The sequence below is a fragment of the Mesorhizobium carmichaelinearum genome (assembly GCF_900199455.1).
Taxonomy (GTDB): Bacteria; Pseudomonadota; Alphaproteobacteria; order Rhizobiales; family Rhizobiaceae; genus Mesorhizobium; species Mesorhizobium carmichaelinearum.
On record NZ_FZQR01000056.1, the window covers coordinates 1 to 18,527 of the forward strand.

General features: G+C 58.7%; 12 protein-coding genes and 2 pseudogenes. 13 read left to right on the top strand and 1 reads right to left on the bottom strand.

The annotated features are described in order from the left end of the window. Positions 1 to 108: 108 nt before the first annotated feature. Positions 109 to 771 (bottom strand): hypothetical protein, encoded by a 663-nt coding sequence (locus CKW40_RS40075; protein ID WP_143748491.1) that lies wholly within the window; start codon positions 769 to 771, stop codon positions 109 to 111. Positions 772 to 1,141: 370 nt separating this feature from the next. Here CKW40_RS40075 and CKW40_RS45840 point away from each other — a divergent pair, with 370 nt between their 5' ends. The 13 genes and pseudogenes from CKW40_RS45840 (at position 1,142) to CKW40_RS40130 (ending at position 18,404) form a co-directional block, all read left to right on the top strand. Then, positions 1,142 to 1,291: a hypothetical protein gene (locus CKW40_RS45840; RefSeq protein WP_369333066.1), complete on the top strand. Its 150-nt coding sequence runs from the start codon at positions 1,142 to 1,144 to the stop codon at positions 1,289 to 1,291. A 2-nt stretch (positions 1,292 to 1,293) separates the two neighbouring features. Next, a pseudogene (locus CKW40_RS45845) lies at positions 1,294 to 2,066 on the top strand (transposase); the annotation flags it as partial. Further along, positions 1,963 to 2,571, top strand: a complete 609-nt coding sequence (locus CKW40_RS45850; RefSeq protein ID WP_369333067.1) for a transposase — start codon at positions 1,963 to 1,965, stop codon at positions 2,569 to 2,571. The pseudogene CKW40_RS45845 and the gene CKW40_RS45850, both read left to right, overlap by 104 nt. Before the next feature lie 226 nt (positions 2,572 to 2,797). After that, a complete protein-coding gene (locus CKW40_RS40085) occupies positions 2,798 to 4,405 on the top strand; it encodes an ABC transporter substrate-binding protein (RefSeq protein WP_095205121.1) in 1,608 nt (535 codons plus the stop codon). Next, positions 4,405 to 5,346: an ABC transporter permease gene (locus CKW40_RS40090; protein WP_095205122.1), complete on the top strand. Its 942-nt coding sequence runs from the start codon at positions 4,405 to 4,407 to the stop codon at positions 5,344 to 5,346. The genes CKW40_RS40085 and CKW40_RS40090 overlap by 1 nt, the downstream gene beginning before the upstream one ends. 1 nt (position 5,347) lies before the next feature. Beyond that, positions 5,348 to 6,229: an ABC transporter permease gene (locus tag CKW40_RS40095; RefSeq protein ID WP_095205123.1), complete on the top strand. Its 882-nt coding sequence runs from the start codon at positions 5,348 to 5,350 to the stop codon at positions 6,227 to 6,229. A 1-nt stretch (position 6,230) separates the two neighbouring features. Further along, positions 6,231 to 7,238 carry an ABC transporter ATP-binding protein gene (locus CKW40_RS40100; protein ID WP_095205124.1) on the top strand — a complete coding sequence of 336 codons (1,008 nt, stop codon included), beginning with the start codon at positions 6,231 to 6,233 and terminating at the stop codon, positions 7,236 to 7,238. Further along, complete coding sequence (locus CKW40_RS40105; RefSeq protein ID WP_095205125.1) at positions 7,235 to 8,287, top strand: ABC transporter ATP-binding protein; 1,053 nt, start codon at positions 7,235 to 7,237, stop codon at positions 8,285 to 8,287. Before CKW40_RS40100 ends, CKW40_RS40105 begins: the two co-directional genes overlap by 4 nt. A 59-nt stretch (positions 8,288 to 8,346) precedes the next feature. Further along, positions 8,347 to 9,756 carry a CapA family protein gene (locus CKW40_RS40110; RefSeq protein ID WP_095205126.1) on the top strand — a complete coding sequence of 470 codons (1,410 nt, stop codon included), beginning with the start codon at positions 8,347 to 8,349 and terminating at the stop codon, positions 9,754 to 9,756. Positions 9,757 to 10,109: 353 nt separating this feature from the next. After that, positions 10,110 to 11,232, top strand: a pseudogene (alr, locus tag CKW40_RS40115) (alanine racemase). Between the two features lie 556 nt (positions 11,233 to 11,788). Then, entirely contained in the window at positions 11,789 to 13,345 is a 1,557-nt protein-coding gene (locus CKW40_RS40120) for a serine hydrolase domain-containing protein (RefSeq protein WP_179298289.1), read from the top strand. Between the two features lie 980 nt (positions 13,346 to 14,325). Beyond that, the gene (locus CKW40_RS40125; protein WP_095205128.1) at positions 14,326 to 15,933 is read left to right on the top strand and encodes an ABC transporter substrate-binding protein; all 1,608 of its coding nucleotides are present in this window, start codon (positions 14,326 to 14,328) and stop codon (positions 15,931 to 15,933) included. Between the two features lie 134 nt (positions 15,934 to 16,067). Beyond that, positions 16,068 to 18,404, top strand: a complete 2,337-nt coding sequence (locus CKW40_RS40130) for a penicillin acylase family protein (RefSeq protein ID WP_095205129.1) — start codon at positions 16,068 to 16,070, stop codon at positions 18,402 to 18,404. Positions 18,405 to 18,527: the final 123 nt, after the last annotated feature.

The following is an 18,527-nucleotide window of genomic DNA, read 5'->3' on the forward strand; positions in this document are numbered from 1 at the left end:
GGCGGCCAGAAGCTTCGATGCACTCTGCGAGGCTCTCGGCGATATCTGCCATCTGTTCGAGCCAACCGAATGCAGAAACTTCTTCAAAGCGGCCGGATATGAGGCCGATTAATCGCGACACGCTTTAATTCCGACAGTCAGGATTAGTCTGACGCGTGCCATATCGGCGTCACTTCCGGGGTCTTCGGGTGGGTCAAGTAGTATGTCGGTTTCAATGGCCGTATGAGTGATTAAGTTGTCCTCTTCCAGGAGGACAAAGAAGGGAGTTTCGTCGGCCTGTGGCCCGGCGATATCTCGCATCTCCGCCGGACGGCTAGGCATACGCAGGCCGTCATAGAGGGATTTCATTCGGTTATCGAGATCGCCACCCCTTATCAGTCCTCCCGGCATCTGACGGCGCAGGAAAAGGGTTTCTATGTGGCAGATAACATGGTCTCCTTTTTTTAGAAGAGGCACATAGCTGTAGCCGTAGACTTGGTTCTCGGCGGCGGTCCGTGCGATGTAGCGCACGGCATGCCCATCGCGACCCGAATTTTTCTCAATCAACATGGGGTGCGTTTCCCACAGATGCTTTAGCTGGGGATGAAATTTGCGACGCAAGTCATGCTTCTGAAACCGCCGTTTATCAGGGTCGCCTTGCACGTCTTGGGTGGCGTGTAACGGCCCTTCATACGTCAGCCGGAAATACATGAACGGTTCCTTCGCGTAGGGGTCGTTGAACGAGTCCCATTCCACGACCATCCGATTTGGTTGAGGAACAATGTTCAGCATCCTACCACCTCACCGGTGGGTACGCAAAGTATAATATGCTGCTACTCAGACATTCGCATCCAGCCGCGGCAACATCTTTTCAAGCTCGCCGAGCGCGGGAAATCGACTTCATCATCAACGCCGCAGGATCGTTCACGTCGATAGATCGCGCTGGATAACTTGCGGCGTCCGTCTCACGCCTGGGTCCGGGCTGCAAGGATGGGAGAGACTGGCTCGCCCGTACGCCACCAATTCCTCACAGCAGGTGCAGCGTCGGGGGCTGGTGCGCTTGCGGACCTAACCCGTAAACACCGCCACGCATGATCCTACGCTGCCGCTGAGCGGTTTGTCATCAGTCGGCAAGTCCGTCGTCGCCCGTTTCGACGGGGGTATGCAGTCTTCGAACAGTGGCGTTCTGGCTCTGGCCGAGGTGGAAAAGCGGCTGTGGGTGGCTGACCGTCTGGCGCGCTGCATCGATGATTCGCGCTGCCCGGACCAGGGCATCCATAGTGTGGTCCGATATGATCGGCTTCCGCAATGAAGATGGTTGCCGCCGGTTATGAGGATGGCAACGACGCCAACCGGCTGCGCTCCGATCCGGTCTTCAATATGGCCCAGGATGCGCTGCCTTCGGGTCGCAATCTGGCGTCGCAATCGGCGATGTGCCGGCTGGAGAACCTGCCTGGCGTGCGAGAACTGGTCGTTATGGGCCGTGCGATGGTCGACCTTTATTGCGCTTCCTTCCGCAAGGTAAGCGGATTGTGCTCGACATTGAGGACACGTTTGACGCCGCGCACGGCAGCCAGCAGCTCCGACTGTTCAATGCTCATCACGACGAATACGGCTTCCAGCCGATCATGGTGTTCGATGGCGCTGGACGGTTTGTCAGCGCGATCCTGCGACCAGCCAAGCGACCCAGTGGCGTCGAGATCCGCGCTCACCTGCGCCGCCTGGTGCGGGCGATCCGCGCCGATTGGCCGAACACCCGGTTCCTGATCCGGGCCGACAGCCACTACTGCAGTCCGCAGGTCATCGACTGGTGCCGCGCCAACGCCATCTACTTCATTCTCGGCCTGGCGCCCACCACCACATTGCGCAAGCATGTCATGGGGCTGGAAGCCGGCACGACGGCGCGCTTCGAAGTGTCGGCGAAGACGAACAAGGTCCTCCGCTTCAAGGAGTTCCTGGACGGCGCCGGCAGCTGGAGCCATAGTGGAGCGCATCATCGCCCCGGTCGAGGTCGGCGCCTTCGGCGCCGACACCCGCTTCATCGTCACCAACCTTGGTGGCACGGCCAAGGCGCTCTACGAGGGTGTCTACTGCCGACACGGAGCAGCCGAGAACCACATCAAGTCCTGGAAGACGCATCTTGCCGCCGACCGAACCTACTGCGCAAAAGCGACGGCCAACCAATTCCGGCTCTTCCTGAATGCCGGCGCCTACTGGCTCATGTGGGGCCTGCGCGCCGCGATGCCGAAGCGCTCCAGCTTTGCCGTCGCCCCATTCGACACGCTGCGTTTGCGCCTCATCAAGATCGCCGCGCGGGTGGTCGAGATGAAAACCAGATCCGCCTGCATCTGCCGACGTCCTGCCCCGACCAGCGCATCCTGCGCATCGTCCTCAATCGCATCCCGCGCGGCTCGCGAAACAAACGATGCAGACACCCCGAAACAAACCCGCCGAGCGCAACCTCCAAACCCGCCTTCCATCACGACGGACCACCGCCGTCGCCTCAAGCGGGTTGTCAAAAAGCGTCGCAACAGCGACCAGATCGCCGCTTCAGGCCGCCTAAAGCTCTCACCGTGCATCAAAGACGGCTAAGACGAGCTATCGCGTGCGGCCCGCGGAGGCGCACGTATTTCAAACAACGCCCCTTCGTAGGGCCTTTATTTCAGCAGTTCACTCATTTCGGCACAAACGTTCCTGGACCAGGTAGTACGGTTCCTACATGTCGCCGCCGATAATCGTTTGTTAAAAATCGTGGCGAGGACAGGCCGTAGAAGCGCCGATCAATCGCGCCACTAACGCGAAAAAGGGGAACTGAAACATGACAATCTCTCGCCGCAACCTCATTAAAATGGGCATGGCCGCTGGAACCGCTCTATCGATGCCGTCGGTACTGCGGGCGCAGACGGAGCCAACCGCCGCGCGAACGGTGCGGATGGCGATGGGTAGTGACCTTACCGTCTTCGATCCGATCTTCACGACGACTGACCCTACCCAAATTCATGGTCTTGCCATTTACGACACGCTATTTGCACTCGATTCTGCTTTGAAGCCGCAGCCGCAAATGGTTGGGAAGTGGGCTGTATCGGACGATAAGAAGACTTATACGTTTGAGCTACGGGATGGTTTGGCCTGGCACGACGGGTCGAGCGTTACCGCAGCGGACTGTGTGGCTTCAATCCGTCGCTGGGGCCAAAGCGGCGGACAACTGCTCATGGAGCGAGCCAGGGATATTTCGAAAAAGGACGACAAAACCTTCACCATCGTGTTCAAGGAACCGTTGGCGATATTGACTGATATGCTGGCAAGAATTGCTGCGCCGGGGCCGTTCATCATGCGCGAAAAGGACGCGGAGCGCCCGTTTACCGAGAAGGTGACCACGAACATTGGATCGGGACCTTTGAAGTTCAATGAATCCCTTATGAAGTCAGGCTCAAGTTACACGTACGATCGCAACGAAAAATACGTACCGCGTAGCGAGCCATCCAACGGGCTGGCCGGCGGGAAGGTTGTCAAGGTCGATCGTGTCATCTGGGAAAATATCGCGGATCAGCAGACTTCTCTGGCGGCCTTGCAGGCGGGTGAGATCGATTTCATCAGTAACCCACCTGCGGATCTTTACTCGGTCATCGAGAGCGATCCCAATCTTGCACTGCAGGTTCTGAACAAGTCCGGCGACGACTTCTGTTTGCGCATGAATTTTCTGCAGAAACCGTTTGACAGTGTGAAGGCGCGCCAGGCGATCCTTCATCTGCTCGACCAGGAGGCGTTCCTGCGGGTCGCCGCTCCCGATCCGAGATTCGGCCGACCTGTCACTTCAATCTTTGGAAACAGTACGCCTTATTCCAACGACGAAAACACCGGCTGGTTTAGGAAGGGAGGCGACCCGGAGAGAGCCAAGCAACTCTTCCAGGAAGCCGGATATGCGGGCGAAAAGATTGTCATACTAGACCCTACGAGTTGGGCAGCGGCCCATGCTGCTTCCCAGCTTCTAGCGGCCACGCTGCAGAAGATCGGGATCAATGCCGAACTTGCACCGAGCGACTGGGGCGGGATTGTTGCCCGCCGGGGTAATAAGGGTCCCGTTGAGAGCGGCGGCTGGAGCATCTTTATCACAACTGATCCTGACTACGTCCAAGGCGATCCGATTTCCGCCGTCTTCCACAACGCGAGCGGCGACAAGGCCTGGTTTGGCTGGCCGAAGAACGACGAATACGAAGCTCTTCGAGGCAAATGGGCGGATGTGGGCACTCTTGAAGAACGCAAAGCTCTGGCCCGCGAGATGCAACGGGTTTGGTGGGACTTCGTTGGCGATGTTAGACTGGGCCAGATTGTCAGCCCAATCGCGCGTCGCAAGACACTAACTGGGCTTATTGAGGTCCCCGGGTTTCTTGTTCCATTTTGGAACTTGCGGAAGGACGTAGCCTGATGACGGCCTATATCCTTCGCAGGATAGTTTCGACCATCGCCGTCATGGTGATGGTCGGGATCTTCGTCTTTCTGCTTCTGAGACTGGCGCCGGGGGATCCGGCGGCCATCATCGCCGGCAAGTCGGCCACGGCGGAGATGATCGCCGGCATCCGGGAGAGGCTGGGCCTGAACGATCCTATGCCGGTTCAGTTCATTCGTTGGGTTGGCGACATGCTCAGCGGCGATTTCGGCACTTCGATCTTCGCCGGGCGACCGGTTCTCGAACTCATCGCGCAGCGCCTTGAACCGACCATTTCCCTTTCGATCGTGACGATGATCCTTTCGGTGACGGTCGGGGTTTCGTTCGGTATCCTTGCCGCATGGCGAGCTGGCGGCCTTGTTGACCGCATCCTGACGGCATTCGCGACACTTGGTTTTTCGGTCCCGGTGTTCGTCATCGGCTTCTTTTTGATATACTTGTTCGCGATCAGCGCGCATTGGCTGCCGGTCCAGGGATACAAGCCTATTGGCCAAGGCCTTGGCCCGTGGTTTGTTCACCTGATCCTGCCGACTCTCACTTTGAGTCTTGCCTATATTGCTTTCATCGCCCGGATAGCGCGAGCGAGCATGCTCGAAGTTCTGTCGGAAGACTATATGCGAACGGCCGCTGCCAAGGGCGCGTCGTCCTATGCCATGCTTTTCCACCATGCTCTGAAGAATGCTGGTGCCCCGATCCTCACCGTGATCGGCTTAAGTTTCGCAGGCCTGATTGGCGGTGTTGTCATCACGGAAACGGTGTTCAACATACCTGGTGTCGGTCGTTTGGTGGTCGATGCGATTAACAACCGCGACTATCCCATCATTCAAGGTGTGCTCATCCTGGTTTCGGGTCTGTACGTCTTGATCAATTTGGCGGTCGATCTTTCCTACACCCTTGTCGATCCTCGCATCAGGTACTGATATGACACTGCTGTCCGCACCAGTTGAGACCGTTTCGACGGGCCGCCTGCAAATATCTGACCTGCCGCGTCTCGCAAGGCGGCATCCGCTGGTCGTGATTGGCGGCAGCCTCCTGGCCCTAATGATAGTTCTAGCACTTGCTGCCCCGCTTTACGCCGGCGATCCCCTGAACATGGATCCATTCAAACGGCTTCAGCCAGCTTCGGCCGAGATGTGGTTCGGGAGCGACAATCTGGGCCGTGACGTGTTTGCACGTACCGTGTTCGGGGCCCGGATCTCACTAATCGTCGGATTGACTTCGGCGGCGGGCGCAGCTCTGGGCGGTCTTCTGATCGGTGTCCTCGCCGGCTACAGCCGCGGCTTCGACAGCATCGCGATGCGGGTCATGGACGGCCTGATGTCGATCCCGACGATTCTGCTGGCGATTGCGCTGATATCCCTGACCGGCCCCGGAGTCGGTATCCTCATCGTCGCCATCTCGATCGTCCAGCTGCCAAGCGTCACGCGGCTGGTTCGTTCGGTGGTTATGAGTGTTCGGGAGCGTCCCTATGTCGAGGCCGCGCTCTGCGGCGGCGCGCGCCTGCCGAAGGTGCTGTGGCGGCACATCCTGCCGAGCACCATTCCGGCGCTTATGGTGCAGAGCGCCATTGTGTGCGCAGATGCGATTCTGACAGAAGCCGGACTGAGCTTTCTCGGCGTAGGCGTGCCGCCCGATATCCCCAGCTGGGGCAACATGATCTCAAGCTCTCGCTTGTATCTCGCTATCGCCCCATTGACCATCTTTGCTCCCGGCATCTGCCTTGCCGTCATGGTCCTTGCCGTAAACCTGCTCGGGGACGGCTTGCGCGACCTGTTCGATCCCCGCTCAAAGCGGAGGCGCTGACATGCAAATGCATAAGACCCTAGGGGACGAGGTGCTTCTCGATGTTCGAGACCTCGAGACACACTTTTACGGCGATGAAAGCGTGACCCGCGCACTGGGCGGCATCAGCTTCCAGGTCAAGAGGGGTGAGACGCTCGGCGTCGTCGGTGAGTCCGGATGCGGCAAGAGCGTCACCGCATTGTCGATCCTTCGCCTGCTGCCGAAGCTCACCGCCAAGACCGTCGGCGGCGAGGTGCGCTTTGGTGGACGCGACCTCCTGAAACTCTCCGAACGTGAGATGCGAGGAATCCGCGGCAACCGGATCGCCATGATCTTCCAGGAGCCGATGACAAGCCTGAACCCGGTTTACACCGTCGGTCACCAGATCGCTGAAGCCGTGCAGATCCACACCAAGGCCACCAAATCAGAAGCGATGGCCAAGGCACAAGAATTGCTGCGTCTGGTGCGCATCGCGGACCCCGAACGACGGGTCAAAAACTATCCCCACGAAATGTCGGGCGGCATGCGTCAACGTGCCATGATCGCCATGGCGCTTGCCTGCTCGCCGGAACTCTTGATCGCCGACGAGCCTACGACTGCGCTCGACGTCACTATCCAGGCACAAATCCTGCGGCTGGTGGTTGAACTGAAAGAGCGTACAGGAACGGCGGTCATGTTCATCACGCACGATCTGGGCGTCGTCGCCGAGACATGCCAACGCGTGATTGTCATGTATGCCGGCCGCATCGTGGAGCAGGCGAGCGTAGTTGATCTGTTCGCGCGGCCCTCGCACCCCTACACGCAGGGCCTGATGCGCTCGGTGCCTGATCGGCGGCGCGGCCGACAGCGTCGCCTGCCGGAAATCCCCGGTATCGTGCCCAGTCTGCGCGAGCCGATCGTGGGATGTAGCTTCGCGCCTCGCTGTCCATTCGCGATCGACATTTGCCGCGAGAAAACGCCCATCTTACGAGATGTTCTGCCCGGGCATGGGGCGGCTTGCTGGCGCGCTGAAGAGGTGATGGGCGCATGAGCGGTCCTCTGCTGAAAGTCGAGAACCTGACCAAGCATTATCCGCTCGGTACTGGGTTCCTGAACAAGACCATCCCGGTGGTGCGGGCGGTGGAGGATGTCTCCTTCTCGGTCGAGGCTGGCGAGACGCTCTGCATCGTCGGCGAATCCGGCTGCGGCAAGTCCACCGTCGCACGGCTCCTGATGCGGCTCGTCGAACCGACTGCCGGGCGCGTGCTGATCGACGGCACCGATATCGCCGGCCTCAAGAAGGATGCTCTTCGCGCCTGGCGCCGGCGGATGCAGATGGTCTTCCAGGACCCTTACTCGTCGCTCAATCCGCGCCTGACCGCTGAAAAGATCATTACTGAGCCCGTCGAGAATTTCGAACGCCTCAGCCGGAAACAGCGAAAGGCACTTGCCGCGGAGCTTTTGCGAAAGGTCGGCATGTCGCCCGAGATGATGGACAGGCTCCCGTCGGAGTTGTCGGGCGGCCAGCGGCAGCGGCTCGGCATTGCGCGGGCCTTGGCTCTTCAGCCCTCGCTCATCATCGCCGACGAGGCGGTCTCAGCCCTCGATGTTTCCGTGCAGGCACAGATCCTGAACCTGCTTCTGGATCTCCAGCAGCAGATGGGCATTGCCTTTGTCTTCATCTCACATGATCTTGGCGTCGTCGAGCATATCGGCCATCGGGTCGCGGTCATGTATTTGGGGCGGATCGTCGAGCTCGCTCCCTGCGAGGCCCTCTTCGCCAAGCCCGTCCACCCTTACACGGAGGCGCTGATTGCGGCAGCCCCGATACCGGATCCGACACGGGTTAGGCTCGAGGCGCCCGTCGAGGGCGAGGTGCCAAGCCCGATCAATCCGCCAAAGGGCTGCGCGTTCCATCCACGCTGCCCGCTCGCGGTCGAGCGTTGCCGCATCGACGTGCCGCCTCTGGTGCCGATGGCGGACGGACGTGTCGTCGCCTGTCATGTGCGCGCTCCGGCCACAGGCATTCTGGGACAGCCGTTTGTGGCGGGCAGCGCTCGACTCGCTTCGGTGGCAGAGTCACAGCGTTCGGTCCTTTAGGCGTCGGAAAACGCAAGTACGGTGGCATTCACAACAGCACTCGTGAAAAGTAGGAAAACATGGAGAGAGATCCGCACGAAAATGGTCGCCATCCGATCCAGGAGGACGGTGGCTTTGACACGGTCGGTTCAGTTGCCACAAACGTTGAAGACGGCTTCACAATGGCGGCAGTTGGCGACCTTCTCTATGCGCGGCCGGTAACAAAAGGTCACTATCCCGGCCTAGCCGATGTCCTCAGGATCTTTGACGAGGCCGACGTCACTTTCGGCAACTTGGAAACCAACATCTTGGATGTTCTATCCAAAGGATGCCCGCAGGCTGAGTACGGGGGGGCGTATTGCATCAGCGACCCGGAGCTGGGAGCTGATTTGAAAGCGATGGGCTTCGATATGGTCAGTCGCGCGAACAACCATACGCTCGACTGGGGCGTCGAAGGCATGCGCGAGACGAGCCTCGCGCTTGATAAGCACAGGATCATCCACGCAGGCGCAGGCGAAAACCTCGCACAAGCCGGAGCCGCCCGCTTCCTGGAAACGCCTCGCGGGCGTGTGGCGATGATATCATTTGCCTCGACGTTCGGGCCCATGGCTCGTGCATGCGATCCCGCCGGCGAAGCGCCAGGCAGACCAGGCCTTAACCCCCTTCGTTTGGCGAAAAGCATCATAGTCCCGCCCGAGATGCTCGAGAGCTTGAGACAGGTGCGCGAAGTATTACCAGGCTACAATCCCGCTGGAAAAGATCCAAGCCGAGTAGTCCTCGGAGGGGTGAGCTACAAAGCGGGCACCAAAGCCAGTTACAGCTTCGAAGCTAACTCGCGCGATGTCGCCAATATCCTGCGCAACGTACGTCAGGGCAAGCAGGTCTCAGACTTCTGCATCGCCACGAACCACGGGCACGAGCCCGGGGAATGGAGCCAGGAACCGGCTGACTACGAACAATCGTTTGCGCGCAGCCTTATTGATGCCGGGGCTGATGCATACATCGCGCATGGGCCACATGTGTTGCGAGGCGTCGAGATCTATAAAGGCCGGCCCATTTTTTACAGCTTGGGGAATTTTTTCTGCCAGGACCTTCGCACGCCGGTAGGCGCTGACATGTACGAGGAATACGGAAAGGACCCGCGTGTCGATACTGATGCCGAGGTGACTGTCGATGAGGTGGCAAAAGGCTACCCTACGGCAGAAGGATTTGTCGGCCCCCAATCTGGTGTGGAATTTTACGAGAGCGTCGTCACTATCAGCCACTTTGAGGACAACCAACTTGCTGAACTGCGGCTCTATCCGATCGAGCTTCGTCGCTCGATGCGGTTCGCCAACCGGGGAGTGCCGCGTCTCGCCCCCCCGCCTCAGGGAGCGGCCATTCTGGAGCGCCTCCAGAAGCTCTCGAAGCCATTTGGCACGCATATCGAAATCCAGAGCGGCGTCGGAGTGATCCGACTGCAGCCCAGTTCAGCGCAACGCGGCATTTAGCAAGAGCTTGGTAGCTCAAGACGATTTGCAACATAGATGCTTGCTGTGGGGCAACAAAGTATTGGGGAAGTTTTGGAAGATTCTGTTGGGCGACACGAAAACTGACCGCCGCATTGCCTCATCCAGGGTGGTGCCGGCTTTTCGTCGCTTGAGGTGAGGGTTGGCCTACGCCATCCTCTTTCTTCGGCCGCGCGATCGACTTTGGTCCCGACCTGAGTTCCGAATAGCGGCGCGGGCAAGTGAGTCAATGCTGCCCGTTGGCCCCGCCGAAGGCGGCCCGCAGCGGCTTAGCGGGACCAGCATCCCCCTATGCTGAAGTAATACTTTGCGGATCACTCGAGAGGTCGAAACAAATGGCTTGCAGTATCTCGCGTACGAGCGCTGGCGCCACGGCGCAACGAGCCACAGGCTGCCTAACAATTGACCTCTCCGCTCTCGGCCGCAATTAAGCTTTCCTCGATCCTCGCTCCGGTGCGTGCGGCTGCCGTAGTGAAGGCGGATGCATATGGCCTCGGTGCCGAGCAAGTCGCAAAGGCGCTGTATGCTAAAGGTTGCAAGCAGTTCTTCGTTGCTGTGTTTGGTGAGGCCGCCAAACTTCGACCCACGCTCCCGTGCGACGCTGAGATTTTCGTTCTGAACGGATTGCAACCCGGGGACGAGACCGCCTGTGCAGCAAGCGACATCATTCCAGTTGTCAACTCGCTGGAGCAGTGGAGGCAATGGGCGGATGCCGCTAGCCACCGAAAGCGCACCCTGCCGGCCGTGCTACAGTTCGATACAGGAATGTCGCGGCTCGGCATTCCGCCGGAAGAGCGCTCGGCGTTGGCGGACGCACTCGAGCAAGAGGATAGCGTCGAGATACTGTTCATCATGAGCCATTTGGCTTCCGCAGATGACAAGGACAGCGAGCAAAACGGCGAGCAGTTGGGCGAGATGATACGAATAGCCGATGCGTTTCCCGGCTTTGACATTTCCTTCGCCAATTCCGGGGGTGTGTTCCTGGGCTATGCGTTTCACGGCGAACTTGCCCGGCCGGGCATCGCGCTTTATGGCGGGGCCTCAAGCGCTGGGGGAGACAACGCAATGGAACCAGTCGTCAGGCTCGATGTTGCCGTTGTGCAGACGCGCACCGTCTCGGCTGGCACCAAGGTCGGTTATGGCGGCATACATGTCACGCACCAGGAAACTCGGCTCGCGACGATTGCCGCGGGCTATGCTGACGGTCTGCCCCGAAGCCTGAGTGATCGCGGCGCCGTCTGTTATCAGGGAACGCGCTTACCAATCGTAGGCCGCGTATCCATGGACAGCACGATAATTGATATCACCGCATTGCCTGAGGGTACGCTGACACTGGGCAGCCTGGTCGAAGTGCTCGGGCAGCACCAGACTCTCGAGGATGTCGCGCGCGCCGCAGGCACCATATCCTATGAGATCTTGACCTCTCTGGGTGATCGCTACCACCGGCAATATGACTGAGAGGCCCAACGGCTGGTCATCAACGTCCTACGTAGGATGGTTTCGACTGTCGTGGATGGTCGGGAATCCAACTTCGTGCTTCTCAGTGCTGGCGTCCGGCCCAGGCGCTAGCAAACGGCAACAAGGTGACGACTGCGAAGCGGTCATCGAGCGCAACGATCTGACGACAGTCTCGTTTTCATACCAGGAATGCAGGCGAGGATTCGTGTCGTGATTCAACGGGCGAGGGCCGTGCCTTCGCGTCAGCTTGGCAAACCCCTTATTGCCACTGTCAACGGCTTGCGTTGTCGTGACGATAGATTCTGCCGTAGCGTCGTGACCTCTATCGACGAGTTCACCTGTGCGATGCGCGGCGAGGGAGGTCACCCAGTGCCACATGGTCCCCTTCCGACCTGGCTCAGGCCGGTCACACCCAAAAAGGCTGAGACATCGCAAACCACGCCGATTCATGCGGTCTGTGGTGCAAAAACTGAGGCATATTGGCGCAAAACTGCCTTGCCCATGGGCCACATTTCCTGGAGACGTCCACCAGCATCACCCCCGAGGAAGTACGGTCATGACTAGGTCAAACGCCGATTTTGCCCAGCGCGTCGACGCACTGTTCAGCGAGTGCAGCGGGCCGGAAATGCCTGGCGCTGTCGTCGCGGTGACTGAGAGCGGCCGCGAGATGTTCGCCAATGCCTATGGCCTGGCGAACATCAACGACGATGTCCCGATGGGGCGCAAGACCATCATCCGTATCGGCTCGCAGAGCAAGCAGTTCGCCGTGTTGCTGATGCTGATGCTGGAGGCAGAAGGCAAGCTCAGTCTGGAGGATGAGGTGCAGAAGCACCTGACCTATGTGCCCCGGCTTGAGTACCCGGTCACGCTCAGGCACCTCGCCTCCAACACCAGTGGGTATCGGGACCATCTGGAAGCGATGAGCGTTGGCGGCCTATCAATCTTCGCGCCCTCAGACCGCCAGACCGTCCGTGATGTCCTTGCCAGGCAGGACGGGCTCAACTTCAAGCCCGGCAGCGCGATGATCTATTCGAATTCGGGGTTCTTCATGCTGACCGATATCATCGAGCAGATCGAGGGCGCGACGTTCAACGAGGTCCTGCGCAAGCGCATCACCGGCCCGCTCGGCATGTATGACACCTCGCTCATGCTGCGCGATGGCTCCGTACTGAAGCGACTGGCCGCTCACTATACAAAACGCGCTGACGGCTGGATCCAACTTGGCTGGGGGATAGAATTCGGCGGCGAAGGCGGGTTGGTTTCGACGCTCGACGACATGGTGGCCTGGCAGGAGAATCTGATCGATCCCTTGGTCGGCACAGCGAAAATGTATGAGCGCATGAGCACACCCTGTGTCTTCGATAATGGCGCGGCAGGCTTCTATGGGCTTGGGTTGGTCACGGACGTCTATCGCGGCCGCCGCTCAGTCGGTCACAGCGGTACGGTTGCTGGCGGCGACTCGGAATCGATGTACTTCCTCGACGGCGGGCTCGGCATCGTTATCATCACCAACCACGATCAGCTTGCCACCTTTGCGGTCGCCCGCCGTATTGCCGACATTTATTTCGGGAACGCCGCGCCAGCGCCGATCAAACTCGCTCCCGGCCGGTACCGGCAAGAAGGTGGCCCCGACGTGGTCGAGATCGTCGCGAAGAACAGCGTGCCGACCTTTGTCAGTTCCGGTGGTGTGGCCGGCTTCGATTTCGCCCATCCGGGCGGCGCAAAGCCCGAGCGCGAAATTACGGACCTGGTTCTCAGTCCACGGCCGGACGGCAAGATCGACGGTACGTTCTGCGGCACACCGAGGTTCTACGCACCGCTGGTCGCAGACGCTAGGGCAACTGCGCCTCTCAGCGGGCGCTACGCCAACAAGGTGCAGGGCCTTGATGTCGTAATCGATGGCGATACGCACCACGGCACGTTTCGCCTACGCTCTGACCTTGGCGCAATGAAAGCGCCCATTGTCGCTGCGGACAAGGATCTCTGGTTCCTGCTCAAGCCCGGCACCGGGATGCGTCCTGACCTGCCCTGGACGGCGACGCTAAGCGTCACCGACGATGGTTTCGAGCTTGACTCGGACCGTACCAAGAAACTGCGCTTCACGCGAGCCTGAGCAGTACCATCTGGGATGTGCTGGAAGAGCGTTCCCCGAACGAATTCGCCGCGCTGAACGCGTGTATTCTTAAGCAGTGGCGCTCTCGGCATGGCTTCCTGGCAGGTGCAGCTGCGTTTTTAGCAGCCTGAGGTCAGCCTACGCATGCCGAATGTCATCACCATGAAGCTCAAGGCAGCAAAATATGGTGCTTGCTCGCACCCCGACCTGCGCCGCTTGTCCCTGTACCAGGGTTCGTACTGGTGCGCAACATCGGCGACCGTCGCTCCAATGACCCCCACTTCCGAAAGGATCTGAAGCTGTTCAGTCGGCTAGCGCCTACGCCGCTGCACGCCGACCAAAACCTGTTGCCACATCCGCTCACCCGTCCACGACGCAATAACGACGGTTCACACGCTTCCGAATAAGGCGGCGCCATTGGCCGGCTACCTTGATACTGACCTGCGCCGGCGGAGCCATGGCCGAAGGTCCCGATCCGGTCGCTCCGGTCCGGTATGGTTGGTCAGCACGGCAGATCAGCGGGAGGACGGAGACAACGGCGACCATATCGTGGCGACTGCGCGACAGCGGGTGGCGCTGGAGGAAATCGGGATGTACGAGCAACGCGGTTGAACACGCCGCGCAATGGGGCCCTGCCCGTGTCCGACCCGTGGCTGTCAAAAGGTTTATGGAGATCGTACGAGCGCAAAATCCTCGAACAATGTCGCCTCCCACTTTGAGCGGCGCGTAGGCGTACGTCCGCAGTGGCCGGTGGATTCCTGCCGAGGTTGAGACGTTTCAAATGACGACGCTTCGCGGGCCTTCTATTTCAACAGTTGACGCATTTGGCGCAAACGTTTCTCCCAACTATACTACCATTTCCAAATGTCGCGATCCGATCAGGTGCTTGTGGGAAATGACAGGCGCATCATTCGCTCGTGGTGTCGACGGCTTTGATAGGTGCGGAAACTGCGCAACTAATAAGATTGGGGAAATCGAACATGACAATCTCTCGACGTGACCTCATTAAGGTGGGCATGGGGGTAGGAACGGCTCTATCGATGCCGTCGATACTTCGGGCGCAGACGGCACCAACCGATGCGCGGACGGTCCGGATGGTGATGGGTAACCTTACAGTCTTCGATCCGATCTTTGCGGTCGATGACCTTGCCACCTTCCATGGCTTGGCAATCTACGACACGCTGTTCTCGCTCGATTCCAAGTTTATGCCACAGCCGCAAATGGTGGAGAAGTGGGCCATTTCCGACGACAAGAAGACCTATACGTTCGAACTTCGAGACGGTCTCGGATGGCACGATGGCACGCCCGTCACCGCGGCGGACTGTGTGGCTTCGATCCGTCGCTGGGCCCAGAACGATGCCGGCGGAAAACTGCTCATGGATCGGGCTAAGGACATATCGAAGAAGGACGATAAGACCTTCGTCATCGCGCTTAGAGAACCGCTGGGAGTGTTGATCGATCTGCTGGCAAAAGTGTCCCAGCCGTGCCTGTTCATCATGCGTGAGAAGGATGCTGATCGCCCCGTAACTGAGCAAGTGATCGCGAACATCGGATCGGGTCCCTTCAAGTTTAATCACGCTCTTGCGAAACCTGGCGCGAGCGTTGGCTACGATCGCAACGAAAAATACGTACCGCGCGGTGAGCCTTCTAACGGATTAGCCGGCGGGAAGATCGTCAACGTCGATCGCGTCATCTGGGACAATATCGCAGATCAGCAGACTGCTGTGGCTGCGTTGCAAGCGGGTGAAACTGATTTCATCTGGCTGCCGCCCGCCGATATCTACCCTATAATAGAGAGCGATCCCAACCTTGCGCTCCAAGTCCTGGACAAGGCAGGCAGCGATTGGTGCTTTCGTATGAATTGCCTGCAGAAGCCATTCGATAATGTGAAGGCGCGCCAGGCGATGCTTCACCTGATCGATCAGGAGGCGATTTTGCGCGTCATTGCCCCCGATCCAAAATACGGGCGCACCGTCACCTCCATATTCGGCAACAACACGCCCTATTCCAACGACGAAAATACGGGATGGTTCAAGAAGGGCGGCGATCCGGAAAAGGCCAAGCAACTCTTCAAAGAGGCCGGATATACCGATGAGAAGATAGTCATTCTCGACCCCACGAGCTGGCCAGAGGCCCACGCCGCCCTGCAGGTATTGGCGGCCGAGATGCAGAAGATAGGGGTCAAGGCCGAGCTTGCACCGAGCGACTGGGGTGGGCTTGTCGCGCGCCGCATGAATAAAGGCGCTGTTGAGAGCGGCGGCTGGAGTATCCTCCCTACGAGCGACTCCGATTTCGTCCTCGGGAATCCCCTCTCTGCGCCTTATTTGGCCGCGAATGGCGACCAAGCTTGGTATGGCTGGCCGAAGAGCGACGAATATGAGGCGCTTCGCGCCAAATGGGCGGATGTCGAGACCCTGGAGCAGCGAAAGGCTCTGGCCCGCAAGATGCAACGGGTCTGGTGGGATTTCGTCGGCGATGTCAGGCTTGGCCAGGTTGTCACGCCAATCGCACGCCGCAAGACACTCACTGGACTCATCGAGATGCCGCAGCTGATTGCGATGTGGAACATGCAGAAGGCCTCAGCCTAGAGGCATTCCATCCTTGGCAGAATGAACTCGACCGTCGCCGTTATGGCCGACGGTCGAGACCTTGTCCGGACACAGGACGGCGTACGTGGAGATGATCTGCACCCGCAACGTCGCTTTAAGACAGGTATCACGATATGACGACTGCCATTACATCGAAGCTCCTGAAGGTGGCAGGGCTTAAAGGCGACGTTTTTATTAATGTTGATCAATGGGGCATACCCCACATCACAGCAAAATCGCTACAAGACCTCTTCTTTGGGCAGGGTTGGAACGTGGCACGCGATAGGCTGTGGCAAATCGATCTGGCCCGCAAGCGGGGCCTAGGCCTTCTAGCGCGCGATTTTGGCCCTGGATACCTTGCGCAAGACAGGGCTTCACGCCTGTTTCTTTATCGCGGCGATATGGTGTCCGAATGGAAAGCTTATGGACCAGACGCTGAAGAAATCTGCACTGCATTCACGAACGGTATCAACGCCTTCATCAATGCTTGCGACGCGGGCCTGTTCGAGCTTCCGCCCGAATTCGCTGTGCTAGGAAATCGGCCGGATAATTGGAGGCCAGAAGATGTCGTCCGCATTCGTACCCATTGCCTATCTCGGAACGCATCTTCAGAGCTCCTGCGCTCGAAAGTCATGGCTTTGGCCGGACCGGAGCTCGGTGCAAAACTCGACATGCTTCGCAAGCAACTGTCCCGCGGCGTCGTTCCCGTGCTCGCCGAGGGATTCGACCCGGCGGTCATGAGCGACCGAGTGTTGAGGGATTTTCAGCTAGCAGTAAGTCCTGTAACCTTTTCCGAGGAAAGGCTTACCTGTTCATTGGAGGAAGCTAATCTCTGGACTTCCGTATTTCCAAATGGTGAAGTTGTCCGTTCGTATTTTGAACAAGGCTCAAACAACTGGGCAATATCTGCGGAAAGAACTGCGACGGGCCGCCCAATCTTAGCGTTAGATCCTCACCGCACGCATACGTTACCATCGATACGCTACATCGTGCACCTCGCGATGCCCGGTCTGGACGTGATTGGCGCTGGAGAGCCAATGGTGCCTGGCATTTCGATGGGGCACAACGGAACAGCCGCCTTCGGTCTAACGATATTCGGCGCGGATCAGGAAGATATTTACGTCTATGATACTGCCTCAAATGATCCAGACAATTACGCCTACTCCGGTGGTTGGGAGAGAGCTCGCATCATCGAGGAAGCTATCCCGGTTAAGGGATGTCCGGAACAGCCGGTTCGGCTGAAGTTCACTCGCCACGGACCTGTACTATATCAAGACGAAAAGAGCAGCCGAGCTTTCGCACTACGAACCGTCTTAACGGATGCGGGAGCCGCGCCCTACATGGCCAGCCTCACGGTCATGAGGGCAACGACCTATAAGGAATATGCGCGTAGCCTTGAAGGCTGGGGATGCCCATCGGTCAATCATGTATACGCAGATACTAGCAATACCATCGCTTGGCGGCCATCAGGGGCTACGCCGATCCGCGAGAATTGGGATGGCCTCCTTCCTGTACCAGGCGACGGTCGCTTCGAGTGGGCAGGTTATCTCGGCCCCAACAAAGGTCCATCTGAGATCAATCCAGCGCGTGGTTTTATCGCCACTGCGAATGCGATGAACATTCCAGATGACTGGTCCAAATCTAATCCGGCGATCGGCCATGAATGGCTCGACAGCAGCAGACACGACACACTTCATTATGAGCTTAACCGCACCAAACGTTTCTCGCTAGAAGACTGCACCCGCCTCCAATGCTCAACGTTCTCACCTATCGCAGCGCGGATCACCGCAGCCGCAGCCCGCGTTTTCGGGGATACACGCAATGTAGTTATCTGGGAGTTTCTGAGAAATTGGCAGAATGATCTTTTCGCGGATTCGGCACATGCTGCTCTATTTGAGGTCTGGCTGAGCAAGCATCTTGGCCCCTTGATCGCGAGGCGCGAGGGCGCGAGTGCTCAAGTTCTTCCATTGCTTATACCGCTTGACGCTCCAAGCATTGCCGCATGGTTGGAAAACGCTGCACCCGATCGGGAACTCGTTGAAGCGCTGCAAGCTAGTCTCCTGGACGCTTGGATGGAATGTTCAACGTTGATGACGGAAGATTCCACAAAATGGTCGTGGGGACGCCTACATAAGCTGCAGTTACGGCATCCTCTCCAGTCAATCATTAGTACAAATTGGTCTTTCGAGCCGGTGGGCTTAGGAGGCAACAGCTCGGCGCTCAATTATGCCGCGTATCGATTGGACGATTTTTCGGTTACCGGCGGCCCATCCGTACGTATGGTCATCGACGTTGGAAACTGGGACGAAAGTCTCTTTATTAATAACCCCGGGCAGTCTGGCGTTCCGGGATCTGCACATTATGCAGATCTGACAACGTGCTGGCGGCAAGGAGAATACAAGCCCCTGCTCTATTCCAAAACCAAAGTCGAAGAGGCGACGTCATCCAGGTTCATTCTCGTTCCATCCTAGACCACATGTTCGCCTGAGGTAGGGCGACCCGTCTCACAGTATGCAGGTTATCGAGGGTTGCGCTGGATATCCCGGCGCCGAGCCTCATGCATAGGAGACGGGCCATGGACGAGCATATCACCT

Excerpts from the sequence above, each read along its gene's own strand:
- CKW40_RS40075 (WP_143748491.1), bottom strand. The coding sequence starts at position 771 with ATGCTGAACATTGTTCCTCAACCAAATCGGATGGTCGTGGAATGGGAC.
- CKW40_RS45840 (WP_369333066.1), top strand. The coding sequence starts at position 1,142 with ATGCAGTCTTCGAACAGTGGCGTTCTGGCTCTGGCCGAGGTGGAAAAG.
- CKW40_RS40085 (WP_095205121.1), top strand. The coding sequence starts at position 2,798 with ATGACAATCTCTCGCCGCAACCTCATTAAAATGGGCATGGCCGCTGGA.
- CKW40_RS40090 (WP_095205122.1), top strand. The coding sequence starts at position 4,405 with ATGACGGCCTATATCCTTCGCAGGATAGTTTCGACCATCGCCGTCATG.
- CKW40_RS40095 (WP_095205123.1), top strand. The coding sequence starts at position 5,348 with ATGACACTGCTGTCCGCACCAGTTGAGACCGTTTCGACGGGCCGCCTG.
- CKW40_RS40100 (WP_095205124.1), top strand. The coding sequence starts at position 6,231 with ATGCAAATGCATAAGACCCTAGGGGACGAGGTGCTTCTCGATGTTCGA.
- CKW40_RS40105 (WP_095205125.1), top strand. The coding sequence starts at position 7,235 with ATGAGCGGTCCTCTGCTGAAAGTCGAGAACCTGACCAAGCATTATCCG.
- CKW40_RS40110 (WP_095205126.1), top strand. The coding sequence starts at position 8,347 with ATGGAGAGAGATCCGCACGAAAATGGTCGCCATCCGATCCAGGAGGAC.
- CKW40_RS40120 (WP_179298289.1), top strand. The coding sequence starts at position 11,789 with ATGACTAGGTCAAACGCCGATTTTGCCCAGCGCGTCGACGCACTGTTC.
- CKW40_RS40125 (WP_095205128.1), top strand. The coding sequence starts at position 14,326 with ATGACAATCTCTCGACGTGACCTCATTAAGGTGGGCATGGGGGTAGGA.
- CKW40_RS40130 (WP_095205129.1), top strand. The coding sequence starts at position 16,068 with ATGACGACTGCCATTACATCGAAGCTCCTGAAGGTGGCAGGGCTTAAA.